Raw genomic sequence first — 20,869 nt, forward strand, 5'->3', positions numbered from 1 at the left:
GATTTTTTACAAATTACCTGCTTTGATATCTTCAAGACATTTTACAACATCTTCTTTAGATATCGGAATTGGGTTTGGATCTAAATGACCTTTATCTGTCATGACAGTATCAGCAGCTTCAGAAACATCGGCTTTGAGTTCTAATTTATCAAATCCAAGTTTGTCCATTGCTTCTTTGAATCTATCATAGAAGATTGATTTGTTATGTTTGTGTGCCACGGTAGTACAAGATGACAAGGAATAGCCATGAGGTACACCTTCATTTGAGAACACATAGGACAATGCATGTCCAAGAGTTGTAGAACAATTACCAAATCCCATTCCAGAAAGCATTGATCCATAAGGATAGTTTTCTGGTTTGTCATTCATAATTGCATCATAAAGAATCTCAAATGCTTGCTTACACAGAGTTCTAGTCAAGTCATTACCGAGTTTACTATCATAGCCTTCGGTTGCTTGAGCACATGCATCACATACAGAATTTTTAATGACTTGTTCAGGAGTTCCATCCATAAAATATGAATCAACTACTGCCATGTCAGCTAAGAATCTGTCTTCACGTAACAATTTCTTTTTACCATCAAATTTGAGAACACAATAAGTTGTCATTTCAGCTCCGGTTCCAAAGGTTGTAGGAATTAAGATCTTATCTTTTTTCATCTCAGGTGCAGCATATTTTACTACATCCATAGAACTTCCACCACCGAGTCCAATCAAGACAGATGGATTTTTGTCTTTGAATTGTGAAATAACAGCATTGACATCATCAATTGATGGTTCAGGTTTTACTTGATCATACAGCATATAATCCTGAATTCCCATTCTTGCAATCCATTTGTCAGAAAGTTCTGGAGGAACCGTAGTGACAATTAATGCATTTTTAGGATATTCTGTTTCACCAAGTGCATTTTCTCCAAAGTTGATAACTTTTGGAATGCGTACTGTTTGCATAAATCAGAAGCATCATTGATTATTATTATATCTTGCATTAGTGAATGACTGTATGATAATCCAAAATTTTGATGATTTGGCAACTTCTGAAAAGAAAAAAGATTGTCTAGAAATTTTAGAAGAAGGGTTGCAAGCAGCAAATCCAGAAAATATTCTTCCAAAATATGTTACACCTAATAAAATCAAAATAAATGGGAAAATTTTCAATCTAGAGAAATATTCGAATATTTATTCAGTAGCGTTTGGCAAAGCAGGAGATTCTATGACTAGAGCACTAAATGCAATAGTTCCAATAAAAAGTGGAATTATCGTTATTCCCAAAGGCTCAAAATCCATTATCAAGGGGAAAAAATTTCAGATTTTTAATTCCAGACACCCAAAACCAGACAAAACAAGTGTAAAAGCAGCCAAAGAGGTCATGAAATTTGTACAAAATAAAAAGAGTGGAGAATTAATAATTTTTCTAGTATCTGGAGGAGGCTCATCATTACTTGCAATGCCAGATGGAATTACTCTAGAGGATAAAGTGCACGTGACAGATGTACTGCTAAAATCAGGAGCCACAATTCAAGAGTTTAATTGTATTAGAAAACATCTATCAAAAATCAAAGGAGGCAGATTGGTGGAAAATATGAAATGTGAAGGAGTAAGTTTAGTGATGTCAGATGTAGAAGGAGATGATCTATCATCAATTGCGTCTGGAACTACATACATGGATAACACAACATACTCAGATGCTTTAGAAGTCATTAACAAATACAAAATTCGTTGGAAAATGCCACAAGAAGTTTTAGATGTTTTAGAAAAAGGCAAAAACAGTACCAATGAAATATCAAAGCCTAAAATTGAGAATTTTGTTGTTGCAAGTAACAAGGATTGCTTGCAAGCCATGAAAGTTAAAGCAAAAGAAAAAGGATACAAGATAACTACTTTGAAATTATTTGGAGACATTAAAGAAGCAGTAACAAAAATTATTGAAAAAATTTCTGATGAAGAAAAAACATGTATACTTTTTGGAGGAGAGCCAACAGTCAAAGTGTTAGGTAAAGGAATGGGAGGAAGAAATCAAGAATTAGTTTTACGGCTATTAAAAAATTCTCAAAAATTAAAAAAAATAGTTATCGCCTCAATTGGGACAGATGGAATAGATGGCAATTCAGTTTTTGCAGGAGCGATTACGGAGAATGTAAAAGTGGATTTATCAATGATGAAAGAATTTCTCAAAAACAGTGATTCTGGAAGATTCTTTCAAAAACAAAAAGGCAACATCGTTACTAATGCCACTCATACAAATCTAATGGATATAGGCGTAATTTTGAGATAATTCTAGAATTTACTAAAAAATAACATATTTTTTCGAATAAGATTAAACAAATGGTTATTCAGAAAGAAGAGTCCTTCAAATATAATAAAACCGTACTGACAATATGATGAAAAAGAATCAAGGATTTTGTAATGATGAATCTTGTAAATGTGACTGCCATAAAGGATCAAGTTTTAGAAGAGGAAATAGCAGGAGACAGTATTGTTAGAGAAGCAATTCAATCCAGAGATGCTATACAACAGAGTAGTTCATTTCTATATTGATAAAAAAGGATACAGTAAAGATAAGGCAAATGAAATTGCTCAAGCAGTAGTACAGAAAGAAGCTCAAAGAAGAATATGTAAAAATAAAAACTGTAAACATTTCTCACATGATCACATTAGAAATTCTGAAACATGTTTAGTAGAAGATTGTGAGTGTGGGGAATTTACTAAGTAAAATCATCTAAAGAATTTTCAAGTAAAGGTTGTGCACTAATGCCGCGTTTCCTTAAATCTTCAGCAAATTCATCTACAAATCCATGGATGGTATAAACTTGTTCAGCTTCTGATTTTATCACCATATCAATTAATTCATCGTAATCACAATGATCACTCATAGGGATAGAATAATCAGTTCTTCTTCCAAAAGAAAATTTTGTTGATTGGGCCCAACCACTAAATCCAATTGTTACTGCCCCATATTTTGATTTCATGTCTTGAACAAATTTATTTTTACTTGACAACATTGGCGCAATCATTATCCAAGGTTTTTTTTCTAACAAACCATTTTTTTCAGCTTCAGAATGTCCAATTCCATCAGGTAATGAAACACCAAATCTTTGATGAAGGGAATTCATGTCTTTTATGGAATCATGTAGATACAAAGGCCCCCAATGTCCAAAAAACTGAGTTATGGTTTGAGCTTTTCCTAGTTGATAGCCCATCAAAATAACAGGAATCCCTTTCCCATATAGTTCAGAAATCAATTCATTTACTTGTTTTAGAGTATCCTCCAATTTGGGAAAAATGAATTCAGGTAATCCAAAAGTGCATTCAGTAATTAGAGTCCTACATTTTGGAATTTTTGCACCTTTTAGAAAGCCTCTATCTCTAGTACAAATATCTCCAGTATAGAAAATATCATCAAATAGCAATCCCTTTGCACCAAGAATATGACCACTATCAATTAAAGAAAAGTCATCAAGAGAATCCACATGATTTAGCATTTTGAATCCTCTCAGATTTGCAATCTCATTTGTTTCAATTGAAGAAAGAATTGTTCCACCATTTTTGGATGGAAGATGATCAGAGTGTGCATGAGAAACAAAGTTGATTCCTGCAGAATCACTATTTTTAGGATCTAAATTAACTCGTTTTTCGCCAACTTCGCACAGGATTCCATTTTTCGTCATCCTAACTTTTCTAGGCAATAAAAATAATGCTTGACGGATTTGATATAAATTGCAGGTTTGATCTACTATTGACTAGTTGCTAAATCTAGGAATTCTAATCTCAGGGCGCGGGAGCAACATGGAATCGATCTTAAAGGCAATTAAGAAAAAGAAAATACCAATCAACCCAGCAATAGTAATTTCAAACAAACCAGATGCTAAAGGATTGAAAATTGCTCAAAAGATAGGAGTTCCTGTAGAAATTGTTGAAAGTAAAGGATTCAAAGGAACAAGAGCAGAATATGATAAAAAAATTATTTCAACTTTAACAAAATATGGAGTTACACCAAGAAATGGTCTTGTATGTCTTGCAGGATTTATGAGGATAATTAGTCCTGAATTTGTAAAGAAATACAAAAATAGAATTATCAACATTCATCCTGCATTATTACCAGCATTTCCAGGATTAGATTCCCAAAAACAAGCATTAGAATATGGATCCAAAGTTTCAGGATGTACAGTTCATTTTGTAGACACAGGAATGGATACAGGACCCGTAATTATTCAAGCAACAGTAAAAATTAATGAAAAAGATACAGAAGAGTCATTATCTAAAAAAATCCTAAAAGAAGAACATCGAATTTATCCTGAAGCAGTAAATTTGTTTGCACGAAAAAAAATCAGAGTTTCAGGTAGAAAAACAATCATAGGTTAAGAGTCAGGGCCGCCAAAAAAATACAATACTTTGAGTTCTTTTGTATTTCCATGAAAAAAATGTTCAACATCTTTAGCTACAAAAAATAGTTTATCTTTTGAAACTTTGTAATCTTTATCTTTAATTCGTAAAAATCCATTTCCGGAAATAATGTAATAAACTTCATCACTATCATGAGGAGTTTGAGTATCTTCTTCTCCAGGTTTTAAAACTAAAATTCCTGCAGCTAAACTATATTTATTTATAAAAGTATGAAAATAAGAACTACTGTTTTTGATTTTTTTGAGATATGTATCTAAATCATACTCTAGTTTCAATTTTATTCAGCAGCTACGGTGTATGTTTTTCTTTGAGGATCAGCACTCATAAAAGAATGTCCAGTTGGATGAATTTTTTCATGTTCAGGACTTTGATGCATTTTGATGAAAGTCTCTTTACTCTCATGCTCTACCAAAATTCTATAACTTCCGTCAGAAGATTTTAAGAATTTTCTTGAAATGAATCCTGGAAAACCAGACAAAACTTTGTTTGATTCTGCAAACCATTTTTTGAAATCTTCTTCAGCCCCATCTTTGAGTTGAATATCTGCAATCATTACAAACATGACATGACTAGAAAAATTACCATTTAATTTCTTTTCTAAGATTTCCACAAAGAATTCCAAGAATTAAATATCTACAAATCAAAAACAGAGTATGGTAGGAGTAAAAATAGATGGTAAAATCATTGCCCAATCAGTCAAAGAAAGAGTCAAAAAAGCCACAGAGGAGTTAAAAAATCAAGGAATAATGCCTTGTTTAGCCACAGTTTTGGTGGGAGACAATCCAGCTTCTGCAACATATGTGAGAAACAAACACAAAGCATGTGAAGAAGTAGGAATAATAACTAAAGATCATAAACTAGATGCAAATATCACACAGTCAGATTTAACAAAAATTATTGATGAGTTAAATGCAGATAACTCAGTACATGGAATTTTGGTTCAATTACCACTACCAAATCAATTAGATGAGTTTGCAACCATTTCAAGAATTTCACCTCTAAAAGACGTTGATGGTCTAACTCCACATAATGCAGGATTGCTCGGAATGAAAAAAGCAGCACTTGTTGCATGTACTCCATCAGGAGTAATGGAAATGTTTGACTATCACAATATTGATTTGGAAGGAAAAAACGTAGTTTTGATAAACAGAAGTAATCTTGTGGGAAAGCCACTATATCATTTGTTACTAGAAAAAAATGCGACAGTTCAAACATGTCATTCAAAAACCAAAAATCTAACTGAATTATGTCAAGCAGCAGATATCATAATTACAGCAGTCGGAGATAGAACCAAATTCAAATTGACATCTGAAATGATAAAAGAAGGAGCAGTGGTAATTGATGTAGCAATTTCAAGATTTCAAGAAAAATTGGTAGGAGATGCAGATTATGATGAGATTATTCAAAAGGCATCTTTTGCATCGCCAGTTCCAGGGGGAGTTGGACCTATGACAGTTGCAATGCTGTTAAAAAATACAATCACAGCAGCGTCATTGAGTAGTCAAATTGGAAAATAATCCAGAAAAAGAATCTCTCAGAAATCTTCTATTAGAGAAGAGAGACAACACATCATTTGATTTAATGAAGATTGCAAGTGAGAAGATCCAAAAAAGATTAAATAAAATTTATGCATTTAAAAATGCCAAAAAAATTGGGGCGTACTATCCAATTGGAAGCGAGATATTTACACAAGACATCATCCAAGAGTTACTCAGTCAGGGAAAAGAGGTTTTTTTGCCCAAAGTAATTGGAGAAAAAATGGAATTTAGAAAAATTGTTGATTTTTCAAGCCTAGAACACGGTAGTTTTGACATAATGGAACCAAAAGAAGATTGTCCGGTAGAGAACAATCTAGATGTGATCATAGTTCCAACAGTAGGCATATCACCAAAAGGAGTCAGGCTGGGTTACGGTCATGGATTTTATGACAAGTTTTTAGCCGAAAATAAAACTACAACCATTTCCATTACACTAGAAAAACAAATTGTAAAAAATATTCCAAAATCAGATCACGACATTTTGATTGATTGGATAGTCACTGAAGACAAAATGCTTCAAACTCAGAGATAAGAAAGACCTTTTTGGCCAATATCTTTTCTATTGTATTTTTGAGACCATGAAATTTTTTCTGCTGCTACATATGCATTGGTTATAGCAGAATCCAAAGTATCACCAAGAGCAGTCACTCCTAATACACGTCCTCCATTTGAAAGAATTTTTCCATCAGATTTTTTTGTACCAGCATGAAAAACAAAAGCATTGTTTGGAATAGAATCAAATCCAGTTATTTCATCATTTTTTGAATATGATTCAGGATATCCTTTAGATGCAAGAACTACGCATACTGCAGATTGTGATTTCCATAAAGCAGGAGGTAATGAAGATAAAGTGCCATTGACACTTGCAACAAAGTAATCATACAAATCAAAATCCATTCTCATAGTAATTGGTTGACATTCAGGATCACCCATTCGAACATTGTATTCTAAAACATATGGTTGTCCATCCCTAATCATAATTCCAGCATACAAAAATCCCTTGAATAAAATTCCCTCATTTTTCATAGCATTGATTGTTTTTTCAATAATTTCTTCTTGAATTATTTTAGCCAATTTTTCATCAACTATAGGAGTAGGAGAATATGCACCCATCCCACCAGTGTTAGGACCCTCATCATTATCAAAAATTCTCTTATGATCTTGACTTGAAGCCATGGGGATTGCCACGTCACCATCAGATAGTGCAATGTAGGAGGCTTCTATGCCATCAATTCTCTCCTCAATAATTATTCTATTTCCAGCATCGCCAAAGGTTTTTTTAATTAAAATTGTCTGAATTGCAGAAAATGCCTCATCAGTACTATTACAAACAATTACACCCTTACCAGCTGCCAATCCATCTGCCTTTACAACGACATTGTAATCAAGCGAGGCAACATAATCTCGAGCTTTTTGAGCATCATCAAATATTTCAAAACGTGCAGTTGGTATGTTATTTCGTTTCATAAAGTTCTTTGCCCATATCTTACTTGATTCAAGTTGAGCGGCCTTTTGAGAAGGTCCAAATATTTTGAGATTTAACTTGTTGAATTTGTCAACAATTCCTGCAGCCAGTGGATCTTCAGGTCCAACAACAGTAAAACAATTATTTTTTTGAGCGAAATTTGCTAGCCCGTCTAAATCATTTACATCAATTTGGACATTGTTTTGAGTCCCACCATTTCCAGGTGCAGTAAAGACAGTTTCAACTTTGTTGCTTTGAGATAATTTCCAAGACAATGCATGTTCTCGTCCTCCAGAACCAACAACTAATACATTTACCAACAAAAATTATCTTTTGGCCAATTATATAATCCAAGTCTCATAAAATCAATTTAGCTTTATAATGCCACAAAGATATCAAAATCCAGATGGAACTTTCTGCCAAATTTGATGCAAAAGCAATCGAATCTCAAGTAAAAGAATACATCAAAACCATAGATTTAGAAAAACAAATTTTTGCATCAGATAAACCAGAAAAAATTCGATTTATTGAAGGTCCTCCAACCATGAATGGAATTCCCCATGCAGGACACCTTAGAGGCAGGGTGATCAAAGATTTGTGGTACAGATTCAACACACTACAGGGCAAAAAAATTGAATTTAACGGTGGATGGGACACACAAGGTCTACCAGTAGAATTGCAGGTAGAAAAAGAGCTTGGAGTCACAGGTGGAAAAACTGAAGCAATCAAAGAATTCGGAGTAGAAAGAATAGTTTCAGAATGTAAAAAAGTTGTAGAGAAATTCAACAAAACATGGGTAGAAGTAGATGAGATGCTTGGGATGTCATTTAATCATGAAAAAGCATATTGGACTTTTAGAGACGAGTTCATAGAAAGAGAATGGCAAGTGCTCAAAAAAGCATATGAAAATAAAATTTTAGAAGAAGATTTTACAGTTATTGCATATTGTCCAAGTTGCCAAACATCACTTAGTCATGCAGAAGTGAATCAAGGGTATGAAGAAGTCAAAGACCCTTCACTATACTACAAAGTAAAACTAGTGAATGAAGATGCATTTTTGATTGTATGGACAACAATGCCATTTACACTGGTTACAGATGCAATGGTAGGATTACAACCCGAAGAAGATTATGCTTATGTTAAAGTTGAAAACGAAACATGGGTCATTGGAAAAACTAGATTAGAAGAATTAATGACAGAATTAAAAATTGAAGATTATAAAATTATCAACACGGTAAAAGGTTCTGAATTTGAAGGAAAGAAATACATCCATCCACTATTAGATTTAATTCCAGAATTAGATGAAATTTCAAAATTAGATAATTATCATGTTGCAGTATCTGAAACATTTGTAGATGCAAGTACAGGTAGTGGACTTGTACATCTATCACCTGCAAACGGTGAAGAAGATATCAAAATTGCAAATAAAAGAAAAGTCAAAATTTTTAGTCCAATTGATGACGAAGTAAAATTCACAGACAAGGCTGGAAAGTATCAAGGAATGTTTGTCAGAGATGCAGACAGGACGATAGTAGAGGATCTAAAAGGTCATAATGCTTTAGTAAAAATAGGCAAGATCAAGCACAAATACCCACTTTGTTGGAGGTCACACCATCCAATAGTATGGCTTGCCCGCAGAGGATGGTTTTACAAATTAGATAGACTAGAAAACAAAGCAATTGATGCAGCAGAAAGTGTAGAATATTATTTTGAGCAACCAAAGAATAGATTTCTCGGAATCATAAAAGAGAGACACCCATGGTGTATATCTAGAGAAAGGATATGGGGATGTCCACTACCAGTTTGGAATTGCGAGGATTGTGGTGAAAAGAATTGGTTCTTTACAAGAAAAGATATTGTAGATGCTGCAGATAAATTGCCAGATGGACCAGACTTTGAATTACATAGACCATGGATTGATAACATTACAGTAAAATGCAAAAAATGCAGCAGTGTCAACACAAAAAGAGAAGAATACGTCTTAGATACATGGCACAATAGTGGTTCAGCTCCATATTCATCATTAACAGATGAAGAGTATGCAAACGAAATTCCCGCACCATTCTTTACAGAAGGAATTGATCAGACTAGAGGATGGGCATATACATTGTTAATTGAAAATGTAATTTTGAATAACACAGCAACACCGCCATACAAGGCATTCTTGTTTCAAGGACATGTGCTTGATGAGAAAGGAGGTAAAATGAGCAAAAGCAAAGGCAATGTATTGGAAGGAGCAGAATTGCTTCAAAAATATCCTGCAGATTTGGTAAGATTCTACTTTATGTGGAAGGCAAGCCCAATCGAACCGCTAAGTTTCAGTACTGATGAATTAATGTCAAGACCATACCAGGTGATAAATACATTATTCAATCTGCACCTGTACTTTCAACAAAATAGCCAATACGACAATTTTGATCAAACTAACACAATCGAATGGGCAAAACAAAATAATCTGCTTACGTCACCAGATATTTGGCTATTATCGAAACTTCAAAAATTAATTCAAACACTAACTGAAAAAAATCAGACATGCAAGTTTCATGAAGGAGCAAAAGCAATTGATGATTACATCATCAACAATATTAGTCAAATATACATCCCAATTACAAGAGGAGAGTTATGGGATGAGGACGAAGGCAAAAAGAACAGGAGATTGGCAATTTATGCCGTACTTGGTGAAATTCTAAAGACATTAGATATTCTGATTCATCCATTTTGTCCATTTACAAGTGAGCATCTATATCAAACAGTTTTTCCCGGAAAACAAAGCATCCTACTTGACAAATGGCCATCATATCAAGAGTCATTGGTAAATGAAGAAATTGAAGAAGCATTTGACATTATGAAAGATGTTGTATCCATTTCATCTGCTGCAAGAATGAAAGGAAAACTAAAGAGGAGATGGCCTCTAAATGAAGCACAAATTTGTGTTAAAGAAGGACAGAAACAAAAACTACAATCATTATCAGAGTTATTGCAATCTCAACTAAATGTAGAAAAATTTTCTATCTTTGAAACAAAAAGAGATTCAGGTCTTGAACAAATTCTAGAATTAAAACAATTAGGATTACCAATCAAAGGAATCGTAGAACTGGAAAGAAAAAGAATTGGACCAAAAGCAAAACAACACATGGGAAAATTAGTGTCAACATTTAATGAAACAAATCCAGAAGAAATTATTTCATCTTTGCAAAAAGAATCAAAATATGATTTTAATATAGATGGAGAAATAATTTCATTAGACAAGGAAGATTTTACAATAGATTTTGATGCAAGCGAGAATTTTGCAGCGGCAAAAAGAGACAACTACATTGTACTAATTTCAACATCCAGAAATAAAGAGATGATGGCCAGAGGGTTAATCAAAGACATTGCAAGAAGACTGCAGACATTAAGAAAAGAAAGAGGATATACGCCAACAGATGTTCTAGAAGTTGCATCAATTTTAGAACTTGATGAAGAATCACTTGAAATGGTCAAAGATAAAGCTGAGGAACTAGCATTTCTTGTACGAGTCAAAAAAGTGAATTTTGAGGAAACTTGTAAAGAATACAAAGATGACGATATTGATGGTCAAAAAATCAAAATTTCTGTAGAATGATTTTTTGAAAGAAATGGAATATTTTTATTACAAACACAAATGACATAAGCAAATGTCCGAATCAAAACCAAATGTTGTTGGAATTAACGTTCTAAAACAAAACGGCCTAGATGTGGATGAGTTGGTTAAAGAATTAATCAAAAATGCAGCTGTAGAATTTACTGCGTACTATTACTTTACCAATCTTAGAGCACATTGTACAGGCATGGAAGGTGAGGGATTGAAAGGAATTATCGAAGATGCAAGATTAGAGGATCTTAGTCACTTCGAATCATGTATTGAGAGAATTTACCAATTAGGTGGATCTCTTCCAAATGATGCAACAGAATTTATCAAAATTTCTGGCTGTGAATTCTTACAACTTCCAGCAAATCCAACAGATCATAAAGCGATTCTAGAAAAATGTCTTAAAGCAGAGCAAGGTGCAATTGTCAATTGGGATAAAATTTGCAAAATGACTTTAGGTAAAGATCCTGCTACATACGATATTGCAAAAGACATCTTGGCTGAAGAGATTGAACATGAGTCTTGGTTCCTAGAGTTAATCTACGGAAGACCGTCTGGACACATGAGAAGAAAATATGCTGGAGAAAGACCACATACAAGAAAACATTCTAGAGCATTAGATATGGCATAAGTGCCAAATCATTTTCTTTATTTAAAATTCATCATCAAGGTGACTTTATTGACGACATGTTGTGAATATGCGTTGTTTTATCACGGTTAAATAGAAAAATCACGTATTGATATCATGGTAAAACAGATTAGTCTGGATGCTTGGCAAATCCAGCATTTGTCAGATCTGTTAGAAAAGGGTTCAAACATTGTTGCAAAAACAAACAGACCCATTGTTCTGTATAGACAAACACTAGAAGAAGAGGAAGAGTCCTATGAGGAAATTGTCTGCACACTTACCAAAGGGTATGTGATTGAACAGATGGTTACATCAGGAGGCATTTTAGTTCCAAGCTTTCATCAGCAGTTTGTATTTACAATTGAAGAGTATCCGCAAGAATTGTTGAGAAAAAGCAAAGATCGCTTTTTAGAAATGATTGATTTTCTTGATGAGCAATTAAAATAGCATCATAGTTAATAAAGACCGTAAAATTCATGATTTTTGCATGCAATTACTAGAATTTCAGGCTAAAGAACTATTTCGAGAATATGGAATTAATCTTCTTAAAAGTATCTCATCAACTAACATAGAAGAAGGCAGAAAGCATGCAAAAGAATTAGGATATCCATTTGTAATCAAGATTCAGGTGCCTGTAGGAGGCAGGGGAAAAGCAGGAGGAATTCAAAAATGTCAAAACGATGACGAATTTGAGTTGAAATATCCTCAAGTCATGGACTTGACAATTAAAGGAGAAAAAGCAAGAGCAATTTTACTTGAAAAAATGGCAGATATTAAAAAAGAACTGTATCTATCATTGTTTTTGAACCGTTCAAAAAGATGCTATACAATAATTGCATCTACTGAAGGTGGGGTAGAGATTGAATCAGTAAAAAACCAAATCATCAAAGAAGTGGGATTAGGAGAAGTCTCAGATGAACTTGCAAGAGAAGTTGCAAAAGAGATGGAATTAGAAGGAAACACAGCAGAACAATTTGTAGATACATTAAAGAAATTATCAAAACTTACAATTGAAAAAGAAGCAGAGCTAGTTGAGATAAATCCATTAGCAATAATGCAAGATGATTCAATCATGGCACTTGATGGAAAATTTGTGACAGACGATAATAGTAACTTTAGACACCCAGAATTACAAAAATATCAAGAAAAAACTGCAATAGAAGAACAAGCTGAAAAAAGTGGGTTTTCCCTAGTTGAACTAGATGGAGACATTGCAGTTGTTGGAAATGGTGCAGGATTAGTAATGTCAACACTAGATATGTTATCAGACAACGGCGGCAAGCCTGCATGCTTTCTAGATGTAGGAGGAGGTGCAACTACAGAATCAGTGTACGAAGCATTGACTTTGATTAGTAAGTTAGACAGAGTAAAAGGAATCCTAGTAAACCTCTACGGAGGAATTGTAAAGACCACTGTAGTTGCAGAAGCATTTCTTAAAGCATATGAAGATAACCTAATTGATTTACCAGTATTTGCCAGACTAAAAGGAACAGAATCTGAAAAAGCAAAAGAGATGCTTGATGGTTCTAGAACCAACATATTTGATTCTGTAGAAGAGGCAATTAATGCAGCAGTGATGGGGATAAAAAAATGACAGATATTTTTGGATTACTAAAAGGAAAACCAGGAGAATCAGATTATAACAACAAAGGAGTAATTGTTCAAGGAATTACCGGATCATATGGTTCATTGCATGCAGGTAAAATGTTAGAATATGGAACCAACATAGTTGCAGGAGTCACACCAGGTAAAGGTGGGCAAACATGGAATGAGAGCGTACCAATTTACAATACAATGCAAGAAGCAGTAGATGCAACAGATGCAAAAATTTCAATAATTTTTGTTCCAGCAAAATTCTTCTTGTCAGCTGCCAAAGATGCATTAGAAGCAGGAATCAAACTACTAGTTGCAATTCCTGAGCACGTACCAATCAGAGATACCATGGAAGCATTAGATTTGGCAAAAAAGAAAGGAGCAGTGATTATTGGTCCAAACACACCAGGAATAATGATTCCAGAATTAATTAAAATTGGAATTATGCCACCAATGCCATTTAAGGCAGGTAAAATTGCAGTGTTGTCAAAAAGTGGAACTTTGCTTTATGAAATTTCTGATGCACTAACAAATTCAGGATTTGGGCAATCCATTACAATTGGTATTGGAGGAGACCCTGTAAACGGTACAAGACTAATTGATGCATTTGATATGATCAAAGATATTCCAGATTTGGAAGGATTAGTAGTAGTTGGGGAAATAGGTGGAGATTCAGAAGAGATTTTGGCTCAAAGAATTATCGATAGTGGATTTAACAAACCAACTGTAGCATACATTGCAGGAAGAGCAGCACCAAAAGAAAAGAGAATGGGACATGCAGGAGCAATAGTAATGGGAACCTATGGTTCAGCAGAATCCAAAGTATCGATGTTTAATAAAGCAAACATTCCAGTAGCAAAAAGACCTGCAGAAGTACCAGTGTTACTAGCCGGAAAAATGGAAAAATCCGATTAGAATAAAAGAGAGAGATAAAGGAGACAATTAAATGCCAATTACAGACCCGGAGAAAAAGAGAATAGCACAACAAGCACGTCTTGTTATGAGAATTTGCTTCAAATGTGGATGCAGAAATGATATTGATGCAACCAGATGTAGAAAATGCAGAAACCCATACTTGAGACTAAAGAATAGAAATCTCGGGGTCAAGAAATAGAATTAAACAGTCATCAATCTTTGTCTATAATCTACAATTGCTGATTTTATTTCTGTATAGTATTGTTTGGCAAAAGATTTTGCAGCTTCAGGATCATCAAGATCCTCAAAGACAAGCTGAAGATCATCTGGAAGTTGATCATTCATTTGAAACAATATCCTAGCTGCTTCCACATACTGTCCTAAATTATCAGCATACTCAAATGCCAACTTCATCCTGTCAATAATTGCATCAAATTCTTGTAATATCATATAGATTATTTTTCAGATTTAGTAGAAAAGGCCAAGGTAATTGTGACATAATCACATAGCAAAGACAAAAAAACTACTCGTTATTCTAAATATTTGGACCGGTCGTCTAGTTTGGTTTGGATGACGCACTCACACTGCGTAAGGAAATTTTTTCCCGCAAAGGTCGTGGGTTCAAATCCCATCCGGTCCACCACTCTGATGGTCCTTTTATGGTTCCACCCACATATGGAATTAGGAAATGAAGATAACAAAAGAAGAGTTTCAAAGGATTGGCAAGGAAAGCCCTCTAGAGCTATTCCACCAAGGTATCAAAGCCAAGGAGACCCGAGAGAAATACACCAGAACGCTACGCCAAGTATTGTGCAATATTTTTGAGGACATATTCGAAGGAGATTTTGAAGATAGAGTAAACCAGTTTGTAAAACTTGCAAAAGAAGATCCAGATTGGATTCGTGATCTTTTGATCAATTTATCAATCAAACTCAAAGAGAGAACCAAACTGGCAAAAGAAAACTCAGAGTATCTCAATCCAAGCTCAATTAGTAATTATTTCAAGCCAATAAAGAAACTTTTTGACATGTCAGGAATTGTGATTTCTTGGAATAGGGTTTATGCAACATTTCCAGAACAAGACAATGTTTCAGATTCCAGAGGATGGAATCGGGATGAGATTCAAAAGATGCTAAAATTTACCAACGGTTCTATTGACAGAGCAATAATTCTGCTCAGTGCAAGTTCAGGGATTAGAGCAGGAGGGTTCGATTTGAACTGGCAGGATCTGACTCCAATATATCAGGTAGACGGGCAACTAAAGTTTGACATTACAGAATCAGAAGAAGAACATGCAAGTGTAGCATGTGCAATGATCAGAATTTACCAAGGAACCAACGAAGGATATCCTGCATTTATCACACCAGAAGCATATGAAGCCATAATGGATTACAAATCAGACTGGACTAGAGAAGTTGGAAGAGTGCCAAAACCAAAAGACCCAATCTTCAAAAAGGAAGGAACATTGCTTAGAAGAACTACGCCAATAGGAGTAAAAAGAAGAGTGGAGAGAATTATCAAGAGAGCAGGATTAAGAGAATCAATCAAAGGGAAAAGATACGAAGTTCCAATAATGAACGGATTTAGAAGATTCTGGAACAAGACATGCAAGGAATCACTATCAAGGGATTCTCCACTAGGATCACTAATCAAAAAAGAATTCATGATGGGACATACGGGATTGATAAAACTAGATAGGAACTATTTCAAGACCCATACTTTGGAGCTTGCAGAGGAATATCTCAATGCAGTCCCAAATCTTACAATATCAAATGAGAAGCGTCTACGACATGAAAACAAAAAGAAGACTGAGAAAATAGAAAAACTTGAAAGACAGCAAAGAGAGATTGATTTTCTGAAAAATGAAGTAAAAAGAATTGATCTTCGAGCAAAGATTGCTGAAGAAATCAAACAAGGATTGATGGAATGGTCAGAAAACCATCCAGAACAAATAACGCCAATGAACATAGCAAAGACGGATTTTGGAAAATCTTCAAGTTTGGATGAGATGGTAGAGCATTTTCTCACAGAACATGATGGGAATATAGACGGATTAAGAGAAAGGTTTGCAAAGAGTTCAAAAATCACAGTGATTGACGATTAGTCAAATTTATCATAATTACTTCAAACCCGCAGAAGATTAGATAATAAGACCTCTGCTGAAGTTTGCAGCATAGAAATCAAAAAAGTAAAGACAAGTGGAAAACTTTAATCCAAAATAGCATTTCTAAACAAACAGATTGTTAACTAAAAAGAAGTGGGCAATAGTTTTCATCGGTAGTTGCATGATTGCAGTATACGCCTATCTTTCGATATTCCATCTTAATGGTTTATGATTTTCATGTCCCGACAAGACAACAGCACCAAAATTCCGACACTGTTCATTCTTAGGTAGATTTGCCTGACTTTCTCTGGTTGTTCATTTAGGGACATTATGTTCCAATTTTTTACAGATCAAGGATGCAGGAGTGAAATCAAGAGAGACAACAAATGGATAAAGGTAATTCAAAACGCAAGCAAAAAGTAAAAGAGATTTTTGAGTATGGTTACAAGATTGCAACCATAGTCAAAATCATTATTTTGTTTTTTTAAGGATGCATTCCCATCATGTTGCCACCCATCATATGATTGCCCATCATGTTTTGCCATTGAGTATTGTTACCCATGTAGCTCATCATTCCCTGATGTTGCATCATCATGTCAAGCATCTGTTGTTGATATTGTGGATCGTTCATCATGGTGTTCATCATAGGTTGCATCATCATGTTCATGTGCTGTTGGTTATTCATCATCATGTTGTGCATCTGTGTCATTGTTTCGGGATTGTTCATCATCATACCCATCATTTGTTGCATATGCTGTGGGTCATTCATCATAGTCTGATGCCACTGGTTCATCATATCAGGATCATTCATCATTTGTTGCATTTGTTGAGGTGTCATTTGCATGAAATTATTTTGAGGGGCGGAGTTTTGTGTTATTCCATATCCTATTCCAATTCCAGCAAAAAACACACCAATTGCAATTCCAATAACTATTGATTGGTTTACCATATCAAAACTGGTACAAATATCAAATATAATTAATTGGATGATGTTCATTTATGATTATCATCAACCGATAGACAACAGGCATAATTTTCAACCTACAACGCAACAGTACCGATTTATCACAATTACGTCAGACCTCATATGGGATTAAATGGAAAGACATCAGCAGAGTTATGTGGAATTAACATCAAGAGAAAAGACAAATGGAAAACCTTGATCCAAAACGCATCAAAGAATTAGAAGAAGAAATTGAAGGGAAATTCCCATTAAATGTTAAAACCATACGTTATGAAAATACAATAATCAAAATTACTGAAAATAAACAAAAACCTCTTGACATATACGCAAAAAAGAATGATGAAAAACACAAACATTATCATCTGTATGTAGTCAATGAAAAACCATATTTTCATGAGACCGATGAAAAAGCACTTTCACAGGAATCTAGACACACCCCAATCAATCTAACTAAATTTGGAGAGGACATGGCAAAGGATTTGCAGACATTTTTTGAAAAAATGTATCCTATTGATCCTAATGATGAAAAGTGGAAAAATGAATTAGTTTTTTTCCTTGTTTGGCATTCTTTGTATGTAAAAAAAGTGATTAGAAATGGCAAAGAAGTACAATTAGGACAAAGAACCGAAATTCATGAAAAATTACTCCCAAATGTGGATTTATCTAAGAACCAAATGGGATTTTTTGAAAATGAGAATATCTTGCTAGTGAATGATAAGAAAATGTACGTTATCGAAATATAGTCATGTCTCGACCGAAAACACAAAGAAAATGTCCCATCAGAGAAACAGAACCCAAAGTAGCAATAGATTTTAAGAAGTTGACTTTTTTTCTTCAATTTCATCCATCAACTCATCACCAAAATTAAATTCTGATGAATTATGAAGACCAATCTCCATACATGCTACAATAAAGTCATTAATTGATTCCCCAATCAGATTACATCGCTCTCTTAATTCATCATGCATCTTTGTCGAGATTCTTGCAGAAACAGTTCTAGACATTTGTTTACAGCAGTTTACAGCTGTTTTTGGTTTTAAGGACTATCAGAGTTGCGGAACTGTGAAGATTTGAATCCATCAATGAAATTACTCTGAGGCTGGAAATTCATATGCAAAGATATGATCAATCTCACCATATGACTCGTCAAAACAACTAGAACAAATGTCGTTTAGTTTGTTTTCAGCCAATAAGGATTGCCCATGCTTGTAAATGCTAAATTCAGAATCAGTTCTGTCATAACCTCCCATAGGAGCACCATCCAAAATCATTTTACTGTCAATGGAATCCATAACCCATGTGCCAGATTCTAACGACCATGCATTACCAAACAAATCAACTGCGGTAGTTACACTAGTTTCAGTCAAATAGTATGTTTTTCCAAATTGATCAGAACCTGCAAAGCCGTTAACGGTCGGAGTCATTTCTTTCAAAAACAAAGTGACTGGAGCATTGCTATTATCAACATAATCCATGTTCCATAAACCATATTGCAAAGTCCATGAATTTCCAAACTCATCAACTGCAGTAGTTTTACTAGTTTCAGTTAGATGGTAAATGTGACCTTTGTTGATTCCATCATGTTCTTTTGGAGGGTTTAGAGATTCGCCTACAACCTCAATTCCATGATTGTAATAGTTTTGCCATGCGTTGCGTTTTTCATCCCATACATTTGTTCCAAGGATGTTAAAGTCAAGTGGTGCTCTAAAGGTATGAACAACTGTAACTATGAGGCATTTTTGTTGGGATTTCTCTGAACAATAACCTTCTGAAGTAGTAATTCTGATATTATCTAATACATTTTCAGGATCATCTAAAGTGATTGTTTCAATACCATCAAATGCTCTATCCCAATTAATTACAGCTTTACTTTTTCCAATAGATTCCCCATTGGCAAGACCAAAAGCCAATTCAAAATGAGATACTGAATCAGGACCATTGTCATCATAAATTTTGAATTCAGCTACATTTTGTTTTCCTACATTAACTGTTACAAGTGGATATGGAGTAAAGTAACGTTCAACATCTATAGGGTTACCATTGTATGTAAAACCATTATCAACTAATCGTTTGTTATTTTTATCAAGACCAAGGGTAGGAGCTTCACAATTATCACATCCACTACCATTACCATCAGAAGTTGTAGATGCTGCCACAAACAATCCAAAATCACCCGCAAGAGTATCTGCTGGACCAGTCATTCCTAAATCATCAGGATTACCAGATTCACCAATAGTATTACCACCTGTAACAACAACTGTTGAAACTCCAACTACAGGAGTATTTACTCCAGTATTAAGAATGGTAATTACCAAGTTTGATGCATCAGTCCATTCAGCAGTCCAATCATTGCCTGCCCCAAAAGTCAGTCCTGCCAAGGGATCAACAGCAAAAGTAAAGTTCCCAGTTACAAAAGTAGCATCAGTTACAGAGCCAACAGTAGCATTTGTGGCAGCAGAGGTAGTGATTGTCAAAGTATCTCCAGCACTAAAAACAGTATCACCATCATCAGGGTCATTTGCAGTATATGCAGAGACTACTGCAGAATGGGCAAATACATCTTGAGACATAACAGGCAAAGTACTCAAACTAAACATAAAAACTACAGATGCGAATAACCAAATGAAAGATTTTCTGTGTCCCATGCTATATCAAAAAAAAAAAATTGCATATAGGAGCTTGTCTGTTTTTGAATGTTACAAAAACAAGGTATGAAGATATTACAAGAAAACCTAAATCAAATAAATTCCTAGGCACAACGGAACTCAAAAAAGAACCGCTACAGTGCCACTACCCATCCGGTCCATCCCTCTAGTGATCATTGTTCAGAGGGTCACGTGATATTTTGGGCTATGTAAACAGTAAAACCAATTCCAAATACGATAACAGTAATTATTGAAATGATGAGTGCTTTTTCCATACATCAAGTATGAAAGTAATTATTTATGCATTATTCCAAAAATGTACCAATTTGTTTTAATAGAGTTTAATCATAATTAGCCAACAATGAAATGTTGTATTTGCCAAAAAGATATGAATATTTCAGAAGGCATTACAGAATTAGAAGGAAAGAAATGTCATGTTTCATGTAAGAAACAAAATGAAATAGAATGGAGAAAAACCAAAGGGCTAGAACGTAATTAATGAAGACTACAAATATCAATAATAATGATAATCATTACCTTTTTCTTTTAAGAAACTATTTGAATGGGGAAGAATGTAAAAAAACATGAGTCTTTTATCAGTCGAAGATATTCAAAAGCTAAATGCAGCATGCAGTGCATTATCAGAAGAAGACAAAATTCGTCATGTTGGGGTAATCAACGAGTTAGGCAGGTTAGTTGCAGGAGGGTTCAAAAAAGGAGCAACCCCATTGCTTTCAGAAGATAGAATTAGAATGCTATACATGCAAATGCAACTTGATTTCAATATGAGAAGAGAGTTAGATGATGTTCTTGGTCCAATTGATTATATCGCATCAAGACGAACAAAGCAACTTATTATTAGTGTACCAATCGGAAAAAATTTGGTGTTAATTTCAGCTGATCCTGATACAGATGATAAAAAAATTATCAAACGAGCTGAAGAATTATTTGATGAGATAACAATATCCACAGTATAAAATTATATTATTTTAAAATAAAAATT

The 20,869-nt window shown here is 34.3% G+C and carries 24 protein-coding genes and 1 tRNA gene; 16 read left to right on the top strand and 9 right to left on the bottom strand.

The window, feature by feature from the left end; genetic code table 11:
• Positions 1-6 precede the first annotated feature (6 nt).
• On the bottom strand, positions 7-951 hold the full coding sequence (locus K5781_RS08140; RefSeq protein ID WP_297442660.1) for an iron-containing alcohol dehydrogenase: 945 nt from the start codon (positions 949-951) through the stop codon (positions 7-9).
• Positions 952-1,003: 52 nt separating this feature from the next.
• Between K5781_RS08140 and K5781_RS08145 the strand changes: the two genes are divergently transcribed.
• Positions 1,004-2,275, top strand: a complete 1,272-nt coding sequence (locus K5781_RS08145; protein ID WP_297442663.1) for a DUF4147 domain-containing protein — start codon at positions 1,004-1,006, stop codon at positions 2,273-2,275.
• 201 nt (positions 2,276-2,476) lie between these two features.
• Complete coding sequence (locus K5781_RS08150) at positions 2,477-2,713, top strand: hypothetical protein (RefSeq protein WP_297442666.1); 237 nt, start codon at positions 2,477-2,479, stop codon at positions 2,711-2,713.
• Here the strand turns inward: K5781_RS08150 and K5781_RS08155 are convergent.
• Positions 2,706-3,668 carry an exonuclease gene (locus tag K5781_RS08155; protein ID WP_297442670.1) on the bottom strand — a complete coding sequence of 321 codons (963 nt, stop codon included), beginning with the start codon at positions 3,666-3,668 and terminating at the stop codon, positions 2,706-2,708. The genes K5781_RS08150 and K5781_RS08155 overlap by 8 nt on opposite strands.
• 76 nt (positions 3,669-3,744) lie before the next feature.
• On the opposite strand from K5781_RS08155, the gene purN reads away from it, so the two are divergent.
• A complete protein-coding gene (purN, locus tag K5781_RS08160; RefSeq protein ID WP_297442673.1) occupies positions 3,745-4,362 on the top strand; it encodes a phosphoribosylglycinamide formyltransferase in 618 nt (205 codons plus the stop codon).
• Here purN and K5781_RS08165 read toward each other — a convergent pair.
• Positions 4,359-4,679, bottom strand: a complete 321-nt coding sequence (locus tag K5781_RS08165) for a cupin domain-containing protein (protein ID WP_297442675.1) — start codon at positions 4,677-4,679, stop codon at positions 4,359-4,361. The genes purN and K5781_RS08165 overlap by 4 nt on opposite strands.
• A gap of 2 nt (positions 4,680-4,681) precedes the next feature.
• Positions 4,682-4,966, bottom strand: a complete 285-nt coding sequence (locus K5781_RS08170) for an antibiotic biosynthesis monooxygenase (RefSeq protein ID WP_366848160.1) — start codon at positions 4,964-4,966, stop codon at positions 4,682-4,684.
• A gap of 91 nt (positions 4,967-5,057) precedes the next feature.
• Here K5781_RS08170 and K5781_RS08175 point away from each other — a divergent pair, with 91 nt between their 5' ends.
• Together K5781_RS08175 and K5781_RS08180 are read left to right on the top strand one after the other, a co-directional pair.
• Positions 5,058-5,921: a bifunctional 5,10-methylenetetrahydrofolate dehydrogenase/5,10-methenyltetrahydrofolate cyclohydrolase gene (locus tag K5781_RS08175; RefSeq protein ID WP_297442681.1), complete on the top strand. Its 864-nt coding sequence runs from the start codon at positions 5,058-5,060 to the stop codon at positions 5,919-5,921.
• Complete coding sequence (locus K5781_RS08180; RefSeq protein ID WP_297442684.1) at positions 5,911-6,474, top strand: 5-formyltetrahydrofolate cyclo-ligase; 564 nt, start codon at positions 5,911-5,913, stop codon at positions 6,472-6,474. Before K5781_RS08175 ends, K5781_RS08180 begins: the two co-directional genes overlap by 11 nt.
• On the opposite strand, the gene purD is transcribed toward K5781_RS08180, so the two are convergent.
• Positions 6,465-7,727, bottom strand: coding sequence for a phosphoribosylamine--glycine ligase (gene purD / locus K5781_RS08185; RefSeq protein ID WP_297442687.1), 1,263 nt, complete (start codon positions 7,725-7,727; stop codon positions 6,465-6,467). The two genes, K5781_RS08180 and purD, sit on opposite strands and share 10 nt — an antisense overlap.
• Before the next feature lie 86 nt (positions 7,728-7,813).
• On the opposite strand from purD, the gene ileS reads away from it, so the two are divergent.
• The 6 genes from ileS (at position 7,814) to K5781_RS08215 (ending at position 14,352) form a co-directional block, all read left to right on the top strand.
• A complete protein-coding gene (gene ileS / locus K5781_RS08190) occupies positions 7,814-11,011 on the top strand; it encodes an isoleucine--tRNA ligase (protein WP_297442690.1) in 3,198 nt (1,065 codons plus the stop codon).
• A gap of 52 nt (positions 11,012-11,063) precedes the next feature.
• Positions 11,064-11,648: a DNA protection during starvation protein gene (gene dps / locus K5781_RS08195; protein WP_297442693.1), complete on the top strand. Its 585-nt coding sequence runs from the start codon at positions 11,064-11,066 to the stop codon at positions 11,646-11,648.
• A 114-nt stretch (positions 11,649-11,762) separates the two neighbouring features.
• Complete coding sequence (locus K5781_RS08200; RefSeq protein ID WP_014965470.1) at positions 11,763-12,092, top strand: hypothetical protein; 330 nt, start codon at positions 11,763-11,765, stop codon at positions 12,090-12,092.
• A gap of 40 nt (positions 12,093-12,132) precedes the next feature.
• Positions 12,133-13,239, top strand: coding sequence for an ATP-grasp domain-containing protein (locus tag K5781_RS08205; RefSeq protein WP_297442697.1), 1,107 nt, complete (start codon positions 12,133-12,135; stop codon positions 13,237-13,239).
• Positions 13,236-14,153 (top strand): CoA-binding protein, encoded by a 918-nt coding sequence (locus tag K5781_RS08210; RefSeq protein ID WP_297442700.1) that lies wholly within the window; start codon positions 13,236-13,238, stop codon positions 14,151-14,153. Before K5781_RS08205 ends, K5781_RS08210 begins: the two co-directional genes overlap by 4 nt.
• Before the next feature lie 31 nt (positions 14,154-14,184).
• Positions 14,185-14,352, top strand: a complete 168-nt coding sequence (locus K5781_RS08215) for a 50S ribosomal protein L40e (RefSeq protein WP_048115813.1) — start codon at positions 14,185-14,187, stop codon at positions 14,350-14,352.
• Between the two features lie 2 nt (positions 14,353-14,354).
• On the opposite strand, the gene K5781_RS08220 is transcribed toward K5781_RS08215, so the two are convergent.
• The gene (locus K5781_RS08220; protein WP_297442705.1) at positions 14,355-14,603 is read right to left on the bottom strand and encodes a hypothetical protein; all 249 of its coding nucleotides are present in this window, start codon (positions 14,601-14,603) and stop codon (positions 14,355-14,357) included.
• 95 nt (positions 14,604-14,698) lie between these two features.
• Between K5781_RS08220 and K5781_RS08225 the strand changes: the two genes are divergently transcribed.
• Positions 14,699-14,796, top strand: a tRNA-Val gene (locus tag K5781_RS08225).
• Between the two features lie 45 nt (positions 14,797-14,841).
• Entirely contained in the window at positions 14,842-16,257 is a 1,416-nt protein-coding gene (locus K5781_RS08230; protein ID WP_297442708.1) for an integrase, read from the top strand.
• Positions 16,258-16,741: 484 nt separating this feature from the next.
• Here the strand turns inward: K5781_RS08230 and K5781_RS08235 are convergent, their stop codons facing one another.
• Positions 16,742-17,206 (bottom strand): hypothetical protein, encoded by a 465-nt coding sequence (locus tag K5781_RS08235; protein WP_297442711.1) that lies wholly within the window; start codon positions 17,204-17,206, stop codon positions 16,742-16,744.
• A gap of 200 nt (positions 17,207-17,406) precedes the next feature.
• On the opposite strand from K5781_RS08235, the gene K5781_RS08240 reads away from it, so the two are divergent.
• Entirely contained in the window at positions 17,407-17,964 is a 558-nt protein-coding gene (locus K5781_RS08240; protein WP_297442714.1) for a hypothetical protein, read from the top strand.
• A 69-nt stretch (positions 17,965-18,033) separates the two neighbouring features.
• Here the strand turns inward: K5781_RS08240 and K5781_RS08245 are convergent, their stop codons facing one another.
• Complete coding sequence (locus K5781_RS08245; protein ID WP_297442718.1) at positions 18,034-18,225, bottom strand: YlcI/YnfO family protein; 192 nt, start codon at positions 18,223-18,225, stop codon at positions 18,034-18,036.
• A gap of 84 nt (positions 18,226-18,309) precedes the next feature.
• The gene (locus K5781_RS08250; RefSeq protein WP_297442720.1) at positions 18,310-19,866 is read right to left on the bottom strand and encodes a hypothetical protein; all 1,557 of its coding nucleotides are present in this window, start codon (positions 19,864-19,866) and stop codon (positions 18,310-18,312) included.
• Positions 19,867-20,227: 361 nt separating this feature from the next.
• Here K5781_RS08250 and K5781_RS08255 point away from each other — a divergent pair, with 361 nt between their 5' ends.
• Positions 20,228-20,365 carry a hypothetical protein gene (locus tag K5781_RS08255; RefSeq protein WP_297442722.1) on the top strand — a complete coding sequence of 46 codons (138 nt, stop codon included), beginning with the start codon at positions 20,228-20,230 and terminating at the stop codon, positions 20,363-20,365.
• An 85-nt stretch (positions 20,366-20,450) separates the two neighbouring features.
• On the top strand, positions 20,451-20,843 hold the full coding sequence (locus K5781_RS08260; RefSeq protein WP_297442724.1) for a DUF6659 family protein: 393 nt from the start codon (positions 20,451-20,453) through the stop codon (positions 20,841-20,843).
• Positions 20,844-20,869 lie beyond the last annotated feature (26 nt).

This window comes from Nitrosopumilus sp., from assembly GCF_025699255.1.
GTDB lineage: Archaea > Thermoproteota > Nitrososphaeria > Nitrososphaerales > Nitrosopumilaceae > Nitrosopumilus.